Genomic DNA, 17,159 nt, shown 5'->3' with positions numbered 1-17,159 from the left:
GATGTGTACTCAAAGGACACATCTGGACTACACGGTTAGCTTGGGGATTGAAATGGGTAGGCAGGCACGCCAACACTGGTACACGCTATACAAAAATGTGCAGGCGCAATTGGATGCCTACCAGGGAAACGACAGCATCAACCTGCTGATCCGAAAACTCGCAGACGAGCAGGGGTACGACGCCAAGGTCGTTTCGCGAATGCTGAAAGCCGGCAATTTCCTGGATCGTATTGCAGGGCCATGTTCCTCTGAACAGGTGGGCTGCGGTTACGCTCACATTGAACAGCTTGAACGACTACACCAGCTCAACAGTGAAGTAGCTTTGTCACTTGTGCAAAGCACGCTCGCTAACCAACAGACTTTGCTCGACCTTCGCAATATTACAGAAGGTCATGCGAAAAGCGTGGGCACGCCCACCACTACCAGTCGCGCCCGCGCTCGCTCCCGAGTCGCCGAGCACGAACGTCGGTGCGGCGAGGTGCTGGAGATATCGAGGCCAGACTTTTTCGGTTATCCCGAAGGCGAAATGATAAAGGTCGGTCACTCTGATTTATTCAATCAGTTCTTCATGATCCAAGTGAATGGGCACCCCAAGGCTGCCATATTTATACGGGTGGGAGACACTTCGCGAAAAGAGGAGAGAGCTGCGGCAGACTTGCTTAAGTTGGCTAGTTTCGCTCGGACTTACTTTGAAAAAGTTTGGTACATCTTTCCAAATGGCTCATCGCTTGCCCATGAACTGGCGTTCTATGCTCATAGTGTTAAAGCACTGGGAAAGTGGTTGTACCTAGGTACTTTAAGCCAGGATAGTCAATCAATCGTTCCCTTTCAGAATCGCGGAAGGGCACTGGAAAGAGAGCTGATTGATGGCGTCGATCCTCTCAGGTGGGACGGAGTCAAGGTAAGCACTCGACGCAAGGCTCATGGTTCGTTTCGTCCAGTCATTGATGAAATCGCAGAGAAAATTTGATTACCAGGTTAGCCGCATGAGTTCATCAGAACCGCAACCAGAATGAACAAACGCTGGCATGTTATGAACCGGTGACGACCTCAACACCGGAATAAACGATTTTCCGCCGACGAACACAAGCTCAGATGCTGGATTGAGACCTAGGCTCGTCTGATGAGTGAAGTCACAAGTAGATTTACGACGCACCTGAAGCCATCAAAGTTTGACCCTGCGAAGAACTCAACAGCTCGACATAGTAATGGCAATCTGTGTACTAGCCATAAGGTTAATAGGGAGGGTGTAGAGCTAGTTAGCAGCCGCTCACCTATTCGCCTACTTAACGACGAATTGCTTTAATTGTTCTCGAGAAGCAATGATTTGCTCGCGAATCTCTTCAGGATCGATGTACATCGCCCCTTCAGAGGTAACGTGTAAGGTTTTTAGCTTGTTCACGGCATCAATGAACGCTTGTTCACGGCGCTCCCAGTAGGTGAGTTGTCGAGGTTTTCTGAACCAGCCCATACTGAGACCCTCCGTACGATTTCATTCAACGTAGCATTGCCAGCCCCCGGCGACACACCGGTCGTCAGTTACTAGGACTCCACCAGAACGGTCGAGTGCTATACAAGCAGCCTACGCCCCTTGAATAGGAGCCGATTGAAAAGCTGAGCGTGACTAGGAAAATACCGCCATTCGCGACCACAAGGAGGTGCTGATGTGTAATGCCTGGAATCATCCTAAAAACTGCAGTTGTGGTTGGGGCGGTGATGGACATATGGGGCGATCCATCAATACCTTTAGCGCGCCATTGGCACCCAGCGGCTGGTTCATTTCACTTACCAATACCTACCACAGCTACGTCAATCCCAACGCCAGCTGCCCAGTGTGCGGGGCGGCGGTGTTCTTTTATCAATCGGCCAGGGGGGGCCGAGTTTTCTTCGACGAGCTGGGCCCGCCTTGGCCTAAACATCCCTGCACCGACACTAGCAGCCGACCAGGTAAAGCTCCAGCCACAGGTGAGCCAATCACCTATGCTTGGCAGCGCGCCGGCTGGCAACCGTTCATTATCGAAGCGGTCACAGGCATCGACAAAAGCTACCTCAAGCTGACCGGAACTCGTCAGGGACAGCACCTGTCCCTCTACCTGCGGCGGGTCGTGGCGCACCATCAACATCATCAGGTGCTGTCCGAGCACAACCTGGCGCAGATTAAAGCCGTAAGCGACGGCCACTTTCAGCTGTCGATCCTGCTCCCGCAGGGCTCGCCGGTCACCCTCGACGTCTACAGTCTGCTTGCTCAAGCGAGAGATGGGCGAAGTACACCGGCTGAGTCGGCGAAACCCACCCCTGCAGATAAGCGAACCGCCTCGTTGATTAAGCCGTCCAGTCCACGCCGGCCCAACGTCCAGCGTGAGCCGAAGAAACCGACTGAGCGCGCGCCAGCGACCACGACCATGGCCTTAGCCTTTCGCAAGGCTCAGGAACGGCAGGGCCCTTCATAACCTCCCTACGATTCGAGCTGCGCGTAATTGAACGTTATGGTCAATCACCCCCCAACCGTGAACCACCATCTGGTGATACTGCATAGGCAATCTGGTCGCCGGACTCCGCGACTGCGCTATACCAATACCCTGGGGACTGGTTGGACGCGAGCGCAGGGGATCAACATGAAACGAGCCATCGAGCTGGAGACGTTGCAGACGCTGGTCGAGACCGGGGCGGCCCGGGAGTTTCGCGTGCTGCGCGAGGGCGAGGTCTGGCGCTTGGAACTGCGGCTCGGCAGCAAGTGGCTGCCGGTGCGCTCGCGGCGTGAACCCGTGCGGGTGTGGCGCTCACTGACGGCGGTGGGGCGGTTCTGTGAGGGACAGGGAATCCAAGACCCTGACGGTCGAGCTCTAATCCCACCTATCCGGTACACTCAAAGCTGAAGCGGCGTCACAGGGTGATTGAGTGAGTGCCTGCTGCAGGGTTTTAAAATGAAGCTAGTTTTCTGCAAGCGACGGCTAATGATGCCTATAATGCTCGGCTTGTATGAGGTCAAATAATGGCAAGCGCAGAACAGCTCAAAGCACTGCTGAAATCACATATCACAGGTGATGACAGCCACTTTTTCTCAGTGGCTATGCAGGTCGCAGCGCATGAGGCCAAGCTAGGCCATGGAAAACTTGCCGAAGAACTAAAAGCCCTCATCGATACCGCGAAGGCTCGCCCATCGTCGAAAATAGCCAATAAGACAGTTCCCATCAGCCAACCTCGTGGCGAACTGGCTGGTCTCCTCCAAGCCTCCTACCCTCAAGCTCGACTGTCCGACATGATCTTGGACGAGCAGGTTGCGATGCGCTTGCACCGAATCATCAAAGAGCAGCAGAGCCACGCGAAGATTCGGGCGCATGGGCTGTCCCCACGACGAAAACTACTCTTGGTCGGCCCACCCGGGACGGGCAAAACCCTGACTGCTTCAGCGTTAGCCGGTGAATTGGGTGTTCCTCTATTCGTAGTGCGGTTGGATGCCTTGATCACCAAATTCATGGGTGAGACCGCCGCTAAACTTCGCCAAGTCTTTGATGCCATTACCGAGGTACGTGGTGTCTATTTCTTCGACGAGTTCGATGCCATTGGCTCACAACGGGGATTGGCTAACGATGTTGGCGAGATCCGCCGCGTACTAAACAGCTTCTTGCAGATGCTTGAACAGGATCAATCGCACAGCTTGGTAATCGCGGCCACGAATCACCCTGAGATTCTGGATTACGCCTTGTTCCGCCGCTTTGATGACATGATCCAATATGGACTGCCCGAAGCAGAGCAAATCATCGCTGTCCTCAAGAACCGTTTAGCCAGCTTCAAGCCCAAGCGATTGTCTTGGACGAAGCTTGCCGAAAAAGCCAAAGGCTTAAGCTATGCGGATATTTCTCGTGCGGCTGACGACACTCTTAAAGACGCCATCATTCATGACCGGGCATCAATCACCGATGCGGATGTCTTTCGGATGTTGGAAGAGCGGAAGCTGATCAGCAAAAGCCTCGTAATCGAAACCTAACTCAAAGAGCTGTATCGCGATGACGGATCAACGCCGAGCCAACCTCCCCCATCTATTCCCAAAAAACACCTCATCAACAGACCCCTTTACATCACACCGGGTTCCGGTCAGGCAAGCGCCACTCCCGGATCGAGACCGAGCTCAGCACGGCAACGCCTTGCAGGGGCAAATTCAGCAGCTCAGGCCTATCGCCGAACAAGCCAAAGAGGCGCAACAGGCGCTGGGGATCCAAGACGGAATTGGCCTCCGAATTCAGTTTGAAAGCTTCAATGATGTCAAATTAGCTTTTGAAAGCTTGGCTAACAAACCTAAAGGCATCGAACTTCTCAATTATAAAGAAGAGGGAGGGCAGGGTTTCGCAACTGTCTTCGTCCCAGATGGAAAACTTGATTATTTTGAAAAAGTCATCGTTGAATACCTCAATGATCGTAAAGGGGCTCAGGGTCAAAGTCTTGATCACAAAGCTTTAATCAATACAATCCAATCTATCCATGTTGCTCAACTCGAAGCACTTTGGACAGATGATCCCGAACTCCTTCCGATAGATGACGATGAGCTTATTTGGTGGGAGGCATGGTTACCGGTCAGAGAGAACCGTGAAGCCACTGTCGCGACTTTTACCATGGTTGCTGAAATGCTCAGCATTCGAGTATTGGATGGAGCGCTTAGGTTTCCGGAACGCACAATCCTGTTAATCCAGAGCAGTAAAGCGCAGCTACAAAGTTCAGTTCTGGCCCTCAATTGCATTGCCGAACTACGCAGGGCAAAGGAAACGGCAGATTTTTTCGATTCTTTTACCCCAGCAGAACAACATCAATGGGCTGAAGAACTGCTGGAAAGAACAACCTTTGCTGCCCCAGAAAATGCCCCGCATGTCTGTATCATAGATACCGGAGTGAACCATGGGCACCCATTGTTAGCTCCGGCTTTAACCATTCTCGATCTTCATACTATTGAACCCGATTGGGGTATAGATGATCGTAATGGACATGGAACCAACATGGCCGGACTGGCCCTTTATGGTGATCTCTCTAACACTCTTCGCTCAGCAGATCCGCTGGTTATTGGACATCGTCTTGAGTCGGTAAAGCTACTCCCGTACAACGGCGCTAATACTGGCGACGAAAAGCAATATGGTGTCAATACCGTCGAAGCTGTTGCTCGATCTGAAATAACCGCTCCTTTTAGAGCACGTGTGTTCAGCATGGCGGTTACAACTATTGATGGCCGAGACCGAGGCCGCCCTTCATCGTGGTCATCGGCCCTTGACCGGCTGGCCTCCGATGCAGACGATCAGGGCGCCACACCTAGACTTTTTGTTGTGTCAGCAGGAAATATCCGAAATCCCACTGATTGGGCTGCCTACCCTGAAAGCAATACCCTGATGGGCATTTGTGACCCGGCACAGTCCTGGAATGCACTTACGGTAGGCGCTTTCACTGATCTGGTAGAACTTCCACATGGACTGAATGCAGTGGCCGAACAGGGCGCGCTGAGCCCATTCAGTACCACGTCTCAAACATGGGTAAATTATTATCCCTTGAAGCCCGACGTCCTCTTCGAGGGCGGAAACCTAATCCACGATGACCTCATGGGGCCCGCAACAGCAGGTGAGTTGTCATTGCTTACGACACATCACCTGCCTGTTGAGAGACCTCTCACCTTGGTAACCGCAACGAGCGCGGCAACATCGCTTTGTTCTCGAATGGCGGCGCAACTGATGGCAACCTATCCACAGCTTTGGCCAGAAAGTATCAGAGCCTTGATCGTTCATTCAGCAGAGTGGACTGATGCAATGAAGAATATGTTTCTTCCAGTTGATCGCTCGCCAACCAAGCAGGATTACGAACACCTGGTTAGGCACTGTGGATTTGGGGTTCCCAGCCTTGGGAAAGCCATGTGGAGTGCCTCCAATTCGCTCACCCTGGCGGTCGAGGACACTCTGCACCCCTTCAAAAAACTGAAAGGGAAAGATCCTTCTCCGCGCGAGATGCACCTCCACGAATTGCCATGGCCAAAGGACGAACTGGAAGCCCTGGGGGCAACCCCAGTAGAGATGACTGTCACACTGTCTTACTTTATCGAACCCAATCCCTCTTCACGTGGTCGATCTCGCTATCGCTATGAGTCACATGGACTCCGTTTCGATGTAAAGCGTCCAACCGAAGATATTGCTCGTTTTAAAGCTAGGATCAACGCCGCAGCACTTGATGACGAGAGTGGTACATCCAACAGAGACAATGACCCGGCATGGACTTTGGGTAAGCAAAAGCGGCATCGTGGCTCTCTGCATCAAGACACTTGGAAAGGTACCGCTGCCGAGCTAGCAAGCCGTGGCTATCTCGCCGTTTATCCATCATTGGGATGGTGGAAAACGAGAGCGTCCCTCGCGCGTTACGATACCCCCGCACGCTACGCCCTGATTATCTCGATCAAGGCTCCAGAGGTCGACATAGATATATACGATATTGTGGCCGCTAAAATTGCGCCTGAAAACATCATTCAAGTCTGAGATCAACGATCTACGAGAGCTCTCGTAGTTAAACTGTCAGTGCAATACCTGCCCCACTGACCCTTGCTGTAGGAACCGAAAAACCATTTCTGCTCGGGCCACGATGTCCTCGTTGGAAAATTCCTTCGGCATTCCATTCAGCATCTGGTCAATGATTGAGGTCTTGAGCTGTGCCTGAGTCGATGCTTTATCACGCAGATTGCCCAGCTCAGCCCGACGAACACCAACGGTTGCCAGCAGATCCATGGCTACCTTCTTGAGCTTGCCCATATCAATATCACCCTTGGTCAACGCTGACTTGTCCTTGCAGAGCAGGTCGTATACGGCAAGCTCTTTCTCGGTAGAGAAACCTTCTCGGACGTAACGTTGCTCCTCCTGATCTAATGAGTCGTGGAACTGGAGCAACTGATCAAAAACTTTCTGAATTTCGGCTTTGTCCTTGTCGCGGTTGTATTCCTCAATGATCTCCATGTAACGCGTATACAGATCAACGCGTGTCGGGTTGTTTCTCAGCATCATTTCGATACGTGCCTGAATCCGCTCCTGCAAACTCAGGGTTACCGTTTGCTGCTGAGTCGACTTGGAGAACTCGGCCCGCAGTCGTTCAAAGTTAATACCGGACAAGTTGTAAGGCTGGGTCGGGGTGTCGCGGATAGTGTTGATGTGCGCCACATCAAGGGCGTTATCCACCAGTCCACGTAGTTCCTGCATAATTGAGCTGACATCAACTTTACCCTTAGGCTTTTGCAGCATGTTGTAGATAGCTGCGATAGCGCTTTCTTGAGGCTCGTATTGGCGCAGCTCGTCCCGTGGAAACAGCCCGCGATAACGGTCGGCTACATCCTCGGCAAGTACCTGGAAGGTCTTCTTGATTTCAGCCGAAACAGAAAGGGCATTCTGCGCATCCAGCAGTGCTTGCCAGCGATCTTCACCTTCTCCAGCCTGAACCAGATCATCCAACTCAAAGCCTGCACTGGTGAGGTGAGCCCGGACTTTTAAAATAGCTGCGGCGTACTCAACAAGGGCTTGCTCTTCATCAAGCAAGGGATCATTGCCATCGTTTTGAGCGTTGCCCTGTTCACCTTGGCCATAGACAGCTAGCGCCTTGCGCAGGCTTTTAAGCATGCCGTTGTAATCAATGATTAGGCCGTTTTTCTTGTGTGCGGCTACACGGTTAACCCGAGCGATGGCCTGCATCAGGGTATGACCCTTCATGGGTTTATCGAGATACAGGGTCGCCAGCGACTTCACGTCAAACCCGGTCAACCACATCGCACAGACGATGGCGACTCGGAATGGATGCTTACCGTCCTTGAAGCATTCCTCTACATCGCGGCTATCAATGCCTCCGTTGATGACTTCCCGATAGGGTTGAACCTCGATTCCTTCCCGGCTGAAATCTTGGATTTCGTTCTGGTCTGAGCTGAACACTGGGTGGATTTGTGTTGCCTGCATCCACGCGATCAGCGCAGCATCGCGACGTAGCCCCTCGGAAAAGGGCTTACCTTTGGCATTGAACAGCGCCTGATCGTCTTGCAACTTGATCTCCAGCGCCTGGATCTTCTCGGCCCATTTGCTCTTGATGCGGATGGCCATCTTCACGCAAGTAACCTTGTCGATGCAGACTAGCAGCGCCTTGGCATTGCCACCAAACTTGATCGGTTGACCAGCTCTTGGTGGTACTTCCATCAATCGCCAGCGCTTGTGGAAGTGCTCGACAAAATCAGTGGCGACATCATTTAGATGGGTATCAGATGTGAACACCGGGTAATCACGAGCCAGCTCGCGGTAAAGCTTCTCTTCCTGCTCTTCCGTCAAATCACCATCATCGCGGGCTTGATCAATACGCTCTTCAATTCGCCGGTTCAGCTCCTCGTCGACAATGCGGAGCTTTTCACCCCGGCTCTCGTAATAGAGGGGTAGGGTGGCGCCATCGGCGACGGCACGCTGGAAGTCATAAACCGAGACATAGCTACCAAAGACCCGCTCGGTTTCACTTTTCTCCTGCCCATCGATCAGCGGTGTACCGGTAAAACCAATAAATTTGGCCCGCGACAAGGCCATGCGCATTTGCGTTGCCAGACGTCCGTACTGGGTACGGTGAGCTTCATCGGAGACCACAATGATGTCATCGCGTTGCGACCAGGGCTCAGTCACACGATTCCGAAACTTATGAATCAGGCTAAAGACGTAGCGGCGGTTTTCATCTTTCAGCAAACGCTCCAGACCTTCAGCCCCAGCCGCTTTGTCGCGGCTGTTAGTGGAAATGCCGCAGCCCACAAAGGTACTGAAAATCTGATTATCCAGTTCCTTACGGTCGGTGAGCAGCACGAAGGTGTAGCGGGAGGACATCTTGCGATGAATCTTCTGGCAGAAGAACACCATCGAGTAGCTCTTGCCGCTGCCCTGGGTATGCCAGAACACGCCAAGCTTACCGGCCAGAACCGCCGGGCCGCCTTCGCGCAGATTGTCGATGGCACGATTCACCCCAAGGTACTGGTGGTTGCGGGCAATCACCTTGGCGGTGTGCTCTTCGCTATGGTCGAATAGTGTGTAGTTCTCGACGATATCCAGCAGACGATTTTTTGCACACATGCCACGCAACAGAATCGGCAAAATAGGCTTGAGTGGCGCCGTGTCCGGTTTCGGGGCCGGGTCGACATCTTCCTCAGCCAAACGCTTCCAGCGGTAAAAGTGATCCCAACTGCTAGTAATACCGCCATAGCGCGCATCCAGGCCATTGGAAACAATCACTAGAGCGTTGTAGTGAAATAGCAGAGGAATGGTGCCGGGATGGCTGTCGTCAGGTCGACCGCGATAGTCAATATAGTTTTCGTCGAACGCCGCCTTCAACCCTTTGTCGTGGCGTTTCAGCTCAATAAACAGCAAGGGCAGGCCGTTGACGAAGCCGACCAGATCGCAGCGCTTGGTATAGGGGCCGCTCTTGACCCAAAGCTCGCGCACCACCAAAAAGTCATTCTCGTCCTGCTTACCCTCGGTGAACTCGATGACTTTTACGTGAACGTCTTCTTCGGGACGACCGCTGGGTGCCTTGAGGCTTATGCCATCACGCAACATTCGCCACTTTTCTTCGTTGTGTTGCAGCAGGGTCTTGGTTGGGTCGGCATCCAGCAGCAGTTCACGTGCCTCTCCCAATTTTGCGGGCGACAACCTGGGGTTAAGCCGGGCCAAGGCCTTGTCCAGTTCGCGAACCAGCACCACCTCGTTGCGATCCTTACGCCCGAGCGTGGAGTTTGGATCAGATGGCAAACCATGGACTTCGTCCATGGCATAAACCGAACGCCACCCCAACTCCTCAGCCAGCAATTTAGCGGCGGGTTCCTGGACATTCTTGTCTTCCGAATAACTGGCCTTGGCCATACTGCACTCTCCCTGCTCAGGTGCTTTAGACCCGGATCGCTCCTGACATTAATTGAGGTAACAACGCATCACGAGCATCTGCGGCTTGCAGATTAGCCTCGCGCAAATACTCTACCTGTTCAAATAGCGGCCCAACATATTCATCAAACTGCCCAATGACTCTTCCCGGCGGGATTAGTATCTCAACGGGATGCACAACCTTCCGGTCTAACGATGGCACCGATGCACCAGAGTTGTACTGTGCCAAATTCATCTCCGATAACATGAAATAGGCAAAGAGGGGCGTGACACGACGAAATTCTTTGACCCACAAGGAAGTATTTAGAGGCCAAAAGTCACAGGGTACATAGTGAACCAGGCCTAGTGTTCCGCTTCGACCCGTCACAACACCGGGGCCCTTAACCTTTGCCTCACAGTGATAGCCGTTGATCCCAGCCGATGCATAGATCGGTATGCTACCTGGCTTTCTTACACCATTCGGCAAATCGAACCCACGCTGTAATAGCAAAGCCGAGTCGAGACGCTCTCGACTCCAGCCCTCCGGAATTCCCTCGGTACGTTTCACTAGCTCAAAGCCTGGGAAGCGTAGATTGATGAACCACTCTCGATACAATAGGCGAGCCGACTCTTCGAGCAAGGCAATACGACGACGATTAGCTTCCATAAAAGCATCGTATCTAGCCAAAAAAATGCCTATCTTTCTTTGAGTTTCCAGCCTATGAGGGTACTTGACAAAAAGCGACCTCAGCACAGGATTTTTAATCCCAGGTACAGTTGTGCCCGTCGAATTTGCATGGAGCTGGGCTTGAAAAGCCGCAGATTGAAGATAATAAAAAAGATAGTTCGGATCGATTTTATCAGGGTCTGGACGAAGCAGAATCACACGCTGTGCGAGTGCAATTTGCTCCTCGGAGTTCCATAGGGCGAGTTCCCCGAGTGGAGCTTCCGTAGTGATTAAAATGTCATTTTTGACCGGCACTCCCCGTCGCATAACCTCCCCATACATCGAGGGGTCAATATACTCTTGCGCCCCATCGTTGATGACCCGCCCCTTCTTGATGACCTTTGCGGTAATTAGTCGTATGCCTGAATCCGTTTTTGGGGGTGTTTTCCCCCTATAGTCGATGACACATGAAAGCAAATCATCCAGTTGGCAACTGCTCCAGCTCATTCGCACATCTCCGCGAGTGCGCATTGAATCTGAGAAGCTAACTCCGCTGCCTTGTCGTTCAACTCCGCCAGCTCGGAGTGGATTTCCTTCATCCGCTCTCGGAATGCCTCACCTTCATCGTCATCTTCAACGCCAAGCGCCACACCCACGTAGCGCCCTGGCGTCAGCGAGTAACCGTTGTCAGCGATGGTCGCGCGGCTGACCACAGCGCACAAACCCGGTACGTTTGCATAAACGCCATCTGGAAAACGGCTCAGTAGCCAGTGTCCCTGAGTGATAAAGTAACCGGCACGCTTGAAAGCCTCAACCGCCAGGTCGCGCACCGTAGGTTGCTCCCGTTTCTTCACATCGCGGTGTTGCAGGGCTTTTTTTACTTCACGGCAATCTTCGTAGGCAAAGGTGTAGCCAGCAGAGGCCCATTGGCGGCTGCGCAGTTGCTTGTCCGCCATATCAAGCAGTTTCAGCCAGGTCTTGTGACGGGTCTCAAGCGCGGCAAGGCCCGCCTTGAGAATGGTGTTACCTGCTTCCGCCTTACCTTGCGCTGTTTTGCGAGCGGTTAAGTCTCCAAGGGTAGGCAAATATCCCAATAACGACTTAGCCTCCGCCAGCGCCTTATCTATGAGCTGTTGCCATGCATGGCTTTCCGTCTGCACCTGCTTCAACTCATCGCGAAAACTGGCCAATAGCTCATCCGTCAACTCATGGCCTTCACCCAGTTTGGTACGGGCAATGGCAACAGGAGTCGTTTGCAAGGTAGCGTCGGCAAGATCGCTTAGGGCCTTCTCTAAAAAGCTGATCTGCTGATTGTCAGCGCTAACCCGCTCGGACAACTGTTGCAGATGCTCAGCCAGCTGCTGTTGGTAATGGCCCAGTAACTCAACAAATCGCTCGGTCTGACCACGGTACAGCCACGTAATAGCCGACAAGTTACTCAGCTGTTCTTCAGTGAACACATGGGAACGCGCCGAGACCACAGTGTAGACATTACGTGCATCAATCATCAGCACACTGTCCAAGCGTTCTTTTGGCTTGCTCTTGTCGTAAAACCATAAAGAGCAAGGGAGACTGCGGGTATAGAAGAACTTGGGGCCAATGGACATCATCACGTCCACATGGCCGGTTTCCACCAGTTGCTGGCGGATGTCTCTGTCTTTATTACCAGCATCCGAGGCACTAGCTGCCATGACAAATCCGGCCCGGCCAGAGGCATTCAGGTAGCTGTAAAAATACTGAATCCACAGGCTGTTGCCATTCGAAATGGTTTCGCTGGCGTCCTTGCCTCGACTCTTGCCAGCGGTGCCAGGTAAACCAAACGGCAAACGCTTGGGTGGTTTGTCTTCGAGAGTGCCAACCTGGCTCTTGATCTTTGCAACCTGCACGCCATCAACGTTGAATGGCGGGTTAGCCATGACAAAGTCGCACTGGCCAACCAGCTGATGCTGATCTTCGTAGAAGGTGTTGCCCAGCAGGATTTTACCTTCCAGGCCATGTACCGCGAGGTTCAAACGCGCCAGCTTGCTGTTGACCTCGGCTTTCTCCTGACCGTAGAAAGTGATGTCCGCATCATGGGTAAGCTTGTGCCGCACTTCCTCCATGAAGTGGCCAGTCTGCACGAACATGCCCGCCGAACCACATGCCGGATCAAGCACGGTACCGTGGTCAGGCTCGATCACGTTGACGATCATCCGCACCAAGCTAGGTGGTGTGAAGAACTCACCACCTTCCTGAGCACCGCTTTGAGCAAACTGATTAAGGAAGTATTCGTAGATCCGCCCGAACACGTCGCCACTGGCATTTTGCAGGGCGGGGCGGTTAAAAATCTTGATCAGGTCAGGTAGTAGGTCGCGCTCCAGCCCGTGATAGTTCTTGGGTAGAGCACCTGCCAGCAGTCTGTTGCCATCCAGGTCGGTGACACTATCTTCAATCGCCTGCATGGCTTCATGGATGGCTGCTGCAATGTTTTCACTGGCGGGCAAACTAGCTAGATATTCGTAGCGGGCGATTTCCGGCAGGTAGATTGCCGCTTTACCCTGAAAACCCAATTTGATGCGGTCTTCACGCAACTGGCCGGTTGCCCGAGCCGGAATGCTGCTTTCCACGTCATCGAGCAAAGCATAAAAACGAGTCGTAGCATGCCGTAGAAAAATCAGCCCCAACACAGGCATCGAGTATTCGCTGGCGGTTAGCTTGGAGTTCGCTCGTAGCTGATCAGCAGCCTCCCAAAGATCGGATTCGAGCTGCTTGAGTTCCTGATAATCCATATTCAAACACGTGCCTTGTTTCGAATTCGCCATGATGAATGCACAGGTGCTGACCTGCGATTCAAAGTTTCACTCGCACCCTTTGAAGAGGAATGTGATGCGTTGATTGTAGCAAGGTGGCGTCGCCAAAATGTGCGTTTGCAGGGCCAGCTCATAACTTAACCTTTATGCGAAATTCCACAGCTGAATACGCAAAACCCCCGACAGATCTGCAACTGTCGGGGGTTTTGTTTTAAACCGAGGTGACCATTATCTTAGGCCGAACCGCTTAACTTTGCCCGAAGTGGCGGTTAACTTTGCCCACCTACACCTGATCAGAAGTCCAGGTTAGAAACCGCCAGTGCATTGCTCTCGATGAAGTCACGACGAGGCTCGACCGCATCACCCATCAGGGTGTTGAAGATCTGATCCGCGCCAATGGCGTCTTCGATGGTCACGCGCAACATGCGACGCTGAGCCGGGTCCATGGTGGTTTCCCACAATTGGTCAGGGTTCATCTCGCCCAGACCTTTATAGCGCTGGATGGTGTGACGCTTGGTGCTTTCAGTCATCAACCAGTCCAGGGCTTCCTTGAACTCCTTGACCGCTTTCTTGCGTTCGCCGCGTTGAATGTACGCACCATCGTCCAGCAGGGTGCTCAGTTGCGCGCCCAGGGTGACTACGGTTTTGTAGTCATTACTGCCGAAGAAGTCGCGGTTGAAGGTGACGTAGTTCGACAGGCCGTGGGAGATCAGTTCCACCTCCGGCAGCCAGACGTTACGTTCACGGTCTTCACGCAAACTGGCTTTGTACACGAGGCCAGACTTTTCGACGGTGCGCAGACGAACTTCGTACTGTGCCAACCACGCCTGCATGTGCGCGTGGTCACCCAGCTGTTCAAGGCTGATCGATGGCAGGTAGATGAAGTGCTCGGTAAGCTCCTGAGGGTACAGGCGCGACAAGCGCTTGAGCGTCTTCATCACCATGCGGAAGTCGTTAACCAGGCGCTCCAACGACTCGCCCGAGATGCCCGGTGCTTCGTCGTTCAGGTGCAGGCTCGCATCTTCCAGGGCCGACTGCGTCATGTACTCTTCCATGGCGTCGTCGTCTTTGATGTATTGCTCTTGCTTGCCCTTCTTGACCTTGTACAGCGGCGGTTGAGCGATGTAGATGTAGCCGCGCTCGATCAGCTCAGGCAACTGACGGAAGAAGAAGGTCAGCAGCAGGGTACGGATGTGCGAACCGTCAACGTCAGCATCGGTCATGATGATGATGTTGTGATAGCGCAGCTTGTCGATGTTGTATTCGTCGCGGCCGATACCACAACCCAACGCCGTGATCAGGGTGCCGACTTCCTGCGAGGAAATCATCTTGTCGAAGCGCGCCTTCTCAACGTTGAGGATCTTGCCCTTCAACGGAAGGATGGCCTGGGTACGACGGTTACGACCCTGCTTGGCGGAACCGCCAGCAGAGTCACCTTCCACCAGATACAGTTCGGAGAGGGCAGGGTCCTTCTCCTGGCAGTCCGCCAGTTTGCCGGGCAGACCGGCGATATCCAGCGCGCCTTTGCGACGGGTCATCTCGCGGGCTTTACGCGCCGCTTCACGAGCACGCGCAGCGTCGATCATCTTGCCGACAACCAGCTTGGCTTCGTTCGGATTTTCCAGCAGGAAGTCGGAGAAGTATTTGCCCATCTCCTGTTCCACGGCGGTCTTCACTTCGGAAGACACCAGCTTGTCTTTGGTTTGGGAGCTGAACTTGGGGTCCGGCACTTTTACCGAGATAATTGCGGTCAGGCCTTCACGCGCGTCGTCACCGGTGGTGGCAACTTTGTGCTTCTTGGCCAAACCTTCAGCTTCGATATAGTTGTTGAGGTTACGCGTGAGTGCGGAACGGAAACCCACGAGGTGAGTACCGCCATCGCGCTGTGGAATGTTGTTGGTAAAGCACAACAGGTTCTCGTTGAAGCTGTCGTTCCACTGCAGGGCGATTTCAACGCCGATGCCGTCTTCACGCTGAATGTTGAAGTGAAACACCTGGTTGACCGCAGTCTTGTTGGTGTTCAGGTATTCAACGAATGCACGCAAGCCGCCTTCGTACTTGAACAGCTCTTCCTTGCCGCTGCGCTCGTCCTTGAGGACGATACCTACACCGGAGTTCAGGAAAGACAGTTCACGAATCCGCTTGGCCAGGATGTCCCAGCTGAAATGGATATTTTTGAAGGTTTCATCAGACGGCTTGAAGTGGATCTGCGTGCCCGTGGTTTCACTGTCGCCAACGATTTTCATCGGTTCTTGAGGAACACCATGGACGTAGGTCTGCTCCCAGATCTTGCCGGCACGGCGAACAGTCAGGATCAGTTCTTCGGACAGGGCGTTAACGACCGATACACCCACACCGTGCAAACCGCCTGAAACCTTGTAGGAGTTGTCGTCGAACTTACCGCCGGCGTGCAGCACAGTCATAATGACTTCAGCTGCCGATACGCCTTCTTCTTTGTGAACATCGACCGGAATGCCGCGACCGTTGTCACGCACGGTGATGGATTCGTCCGGGTGGATGATGATGCTGATGTCGTCGCAGTGACCGGCCAGAGCTTCGTCGATGGAGTTGTCGACCACCTCGAACACCATGTGGTGCAAACCGCTGCCATCATCGGTGTCGCCAATGTACATACCGGGACGTTTGCGTACGGCATCCAAACCTTTCAGCACTTTAATGCTGGTCGAGTCGTACGTTCTTTCTTCGCTCATGCCTTCACTCCCGATGGTCGTGGGTCTGGGTGATACGGCCTTGTTCCACGTGGAACAAAGCGACTGGCGTTTCCGTCTGCCAGCCTTCCCTCAATAATTCGTGGTCTACACAGGTGATAAACACCTGGCAGCGTAAGTCTTCCAACAAGCGGCATAGCGCGCGGCGGTGTTGCTCGTCGAGTTCGGACGGCAAGTCATCCACCAGATAAATACACTGCCCGCGTCGGGCTTGGCTGACCAAGTGCCCCTGAGCGATACGCAGTGCGCACACCACCAACTTCTGCTGACCCCGCGACAGGATATCTGCGGCATTATGTGCGCCTAATCTAAGGCGCAAATCAGCGCGTTGCGGGCCGGCCTGGGTATGGCCAATTTGCTGATCACGTTGTAGGGAGGTTGCGAGCACTGCACTCAGCTCGCGCTCTTTGTCCCAACCACGGTAGTAGCTCAGCGTCAGCCCCTCGAGGTCCAGCAACTCACTCAAGGTTTGCTCAAAGACTGGTTTCAAGGCTTTGATATAGGCGCGGCGGTATTCATCGATTTCGTCGCTGGCGAGGCACAGTTCCCGGTCCCAGGCCGCTTGCGAAGCGGCGTCAAGTGTACCATGCCGCAGCCATGAGTTCCGCTGCCGCAGGGCCTTCTGCAGGCGCTGCCACGTAGCCATAAAACGTGGTTCCACGTGGAACACTCCCCAGTCGAGGAACTGTCGCCGTATTTTTGGTGCACCTTCCAATAAGCGGAAGCTGTCGGGGTTGATCAATTGCAATGGCAGAATTTCCGCAAGTTGCGCGGCACTGCGTGCATTCTGTCCATCGATACGAATCTGAAAGTCGCCGCCGCGATCACGGGAGATCCCCAAGGCGCTATGTCCACCTTCCGCCAATTCAACCTGGCCAAATACGGTGCACGCCAATTGCTCGTATTGGATCACCGGCAGCAGGCGAGCACTGCGAAAGGATCGAGCAAGCCCCAGCAAGTGAATGGCTTCCAGCACGCTGGTTTTGCCACTGCCGTTGGCGCCATGGAGGATATTGATGCGGGGGGAGGGAGAGAAGGTCACCGGGTGCAGATTGCGCACCGCGGTGACCGAGACGCGACTGAGGGACATCTAGCT

10 protein-coding genes and 1 pseudogene are annotated in these 17,159 nt (G+C 53.5%); 5 read left to right on the top strand and 6 right to left on the bottom strand.

Features of this window, described 5'->3' with window-relative positions:
- Window positions 1–52: 52 nt before the first annotated feature.
- Window positions 53–970 carry a hypothetical protein gene (locus H045_RS21085; protein ID WP_157225371.1) on the top strand — a complete coding sequence of 306 codons (918 nt, stop codon included), beginning with the start codon at window positions 53–55 and terminating at the stop codon, window positions 968–970.
- Between the two features lie 312 nt (window positions 971–1,282).
- Here the strand turns inward: H045_RS21085 and H045_RS21080 are convergent, their stop codons facing one another.
- Window positions 1,283–1,471, bottom strand: coding sequence for a hypothetical protein (locus H045_RS21080; protein ID WP_015373374.1), 189 nt, complete (start codon window positions 1,469–1,471; stop codon window positions 1,283–1,285).
- 193 nt (window positions 1,472–1,664) lie between these two features.
- Here H045_RS21080 and H045_RS25585 point away from each other — a divergent pair, with 193 nt between their 5' ends.
- From H045_RS25585 to H045_RS21060, 4 genes and pseudogenes are all read left to right on the top strand, one after another.
- A complete protein-coding gene (locus H045_RS25585) occupies window positions 1,665–2,450 on the top strand; it encodes a hypothetical protein (protein WP_244159684.1) in 786 nt (261 codons plus the stop codon).
- 165 nt (window positions 2,451–2,615) lie between these two features.
- A pseudogene (locus H045_RS21070) lies at window positions 2,616–2,847 on the top strand (hypothetical protein).
- 145 nt (window positions 2,848–2,992) lie between these two features.
- Window positions 2,993–3,988 carry an AAA family ATPase gene (locus H045_RS21065; RefSeq protein ID WP_015373371.1) on the top strand — a complete coding sequence of 332 codons (996 nt, stop codon included), beginning with the start codon at window positions 2,993–2,995 and terminating at the stop codon, window positions 3,986–3,988.
- Window positions 3,989–4,145: 157 nt separating this feature from the next.
- Window positions 4,146–6,500 carry a S8 family peptidase gene (locus H045_RS21060; protein ID WP_341844152.1) on the top strand — a complete coding sequence of 785 codons (2,355 nt, stop codon included), beginning with the start codon at window positions 4,146–4,148 and terminating at the stop codon, window positions 6,498–6,500.
- Between the two features lie 36 nt (window positions 6,501–6,536).
- Here H045_RS21060 and H045_RS21055 read toward each other — a convergent pair whose 3' ends face one another.
- From H045_RS21055 to recF, 5 genes are all read right to left on the bottom strand, one after another.
- On the bottom strand, window positions 6,537–9,881 hold the full coding sequence (locus tag H045_RS21055) for a type I restriction endonuclease subunit R (RefSeq protein WP_015373369.1): 3,345 nt from the start codon (window positions 9,879–9,881) through the stop codon (window positions 6,537–6,539).
- A gap of 25 nt (window positions 9,882–9,906) precedes the next feature.
- Window positions 9,907–11,052: a restriction endonuclease subunit S gene (locus H045_RS24795; RefSeq protein ID WP_015373368.1), complete on the bottom strand. Its 1,146-nt coding sequence runs from the start codon at window positions 11,050–11,052 to the stop codon at window positions 9,907–9,909.
- A complete protein-coding gene (locus H045_RS21045; protein WP_015373367.1) occupies window positions 11,049–13,313 on the bottom strand; it encodes a type I restriction-modification system subunit M in 2,265 nt (754 codons plus the stop codon). The genes H045_RS24795 and H045_RS21045 overlap by 4 nt, the downstream gene beginning before the upstream one ends.
- A 314-nt stretch (window positions 13,314–13,627) precedes the next feature.
- Window positions 13,628–16,045, bottom strand: a complete 2,418-nt coding sequence (gyrB, locus tag H045_RS21040; RefSeq protein WP_003233602.1) for a DNA topoisomerase (ATP-hydrolyzing) subunit B — start codon at window positions 16,043–16,045, stop codon at window positions 13,628–13,630.
- Between the two features lie 4 nt (window positions 16,046–16,049).
- Entirely contained in the window at window positions 16,050–17,153 is a 1,104-nt protein-coding gene (gene recF, locus H045_RS21035) for a DNA replication/repair protein RecF (protein ID WP_015373366.1), read from the bottom strand.
- Window positions 17,154–17,159: the final 6 nt, after the last annotated feature.

The sequence above is a fragment of the Pseudomonas poae RE*1-1-14 genome, from assembly GCF_000336465.1.
Classification (GTDB): domain Bacteria; phylum Pseudomonadota; class Gammaproteobacteria; order Pseudomonadales; family Pseudomonadaceae; genus Aquipseudomonas; species Aquipseudomonas poae.
This window is presented reverse-complemented; position numbering and strand designations above follow the sequence as displayed.

What these genes read in the sequence shown, in the direction of transcription:
- H045_RS21085 (WP_157225371.1), top strand. Translation starts at nt 53, where the DNA reads ATGGGTAGGCAGGCACGCCAACACTGGTACACGCTATACAAAAATGTG.
- H045_RS21080 (WP_015373374.1), bottom strand. Translation starts at nt 1,471, where the DNA reads ATGGGCTGGTTCAGAAAACCTCGACAACTCACCTACTGGGAGCGCCGT.
- H045_RS25585 (WP_244159684.1), top strand. Translation starts at nt 1,665, where the DNA reads ATGTGTAATGCCTGGAATCATCCTAAAAACTGCAGTTGTGGTTGGGGC.
- H045_RS21065 (WP_015373371.1), top strand. Translation starts at nt 2,993, where the DNA reads ATGGCAAGCGCAGAACAGCTCAAAGCACTGCTGAAATCACATATCACA.
- H045_RS21055 (WP_015373369.1), bottom strand. Translation starts at nt 9,881, where the DNA reads ATGGCCAAGGCCAGTTATTCGGAAGACAAGAATGTCCAGGAACCCGCC.
- H045_RS24795 (WP_015373368.1), bottom strand. Translation starts at nt 11,052, where the DNA reads ATGAGCTGGAGCAGTTGCCAACTGGATGATTTGCTTTCATGTGTCATC.
- H045_RS21045 (WP_015373367.1), bottom strand. Translation starts at nt 13,313, where the DNA reads ATGGATTATCAGGAACTCAAGCAGCTCGAATCCGATCTTTGGGAGGCT.
- gyrB (WP_003233602.1), bottom strand. Translation starts at nt 16,045, where the DNA reads ATGAGCGAAGAAAGAACGTACGACTCGACCAGCATTAAAGTGCTGAAA.
- recF (WP_015373366.1), bottom strand. Translation starts at nt 17,153, where the DNA reads ATGTCCCTCAGTCGCGTCTCGGTCACCGCGGTGCGCAATCTGCACCCG.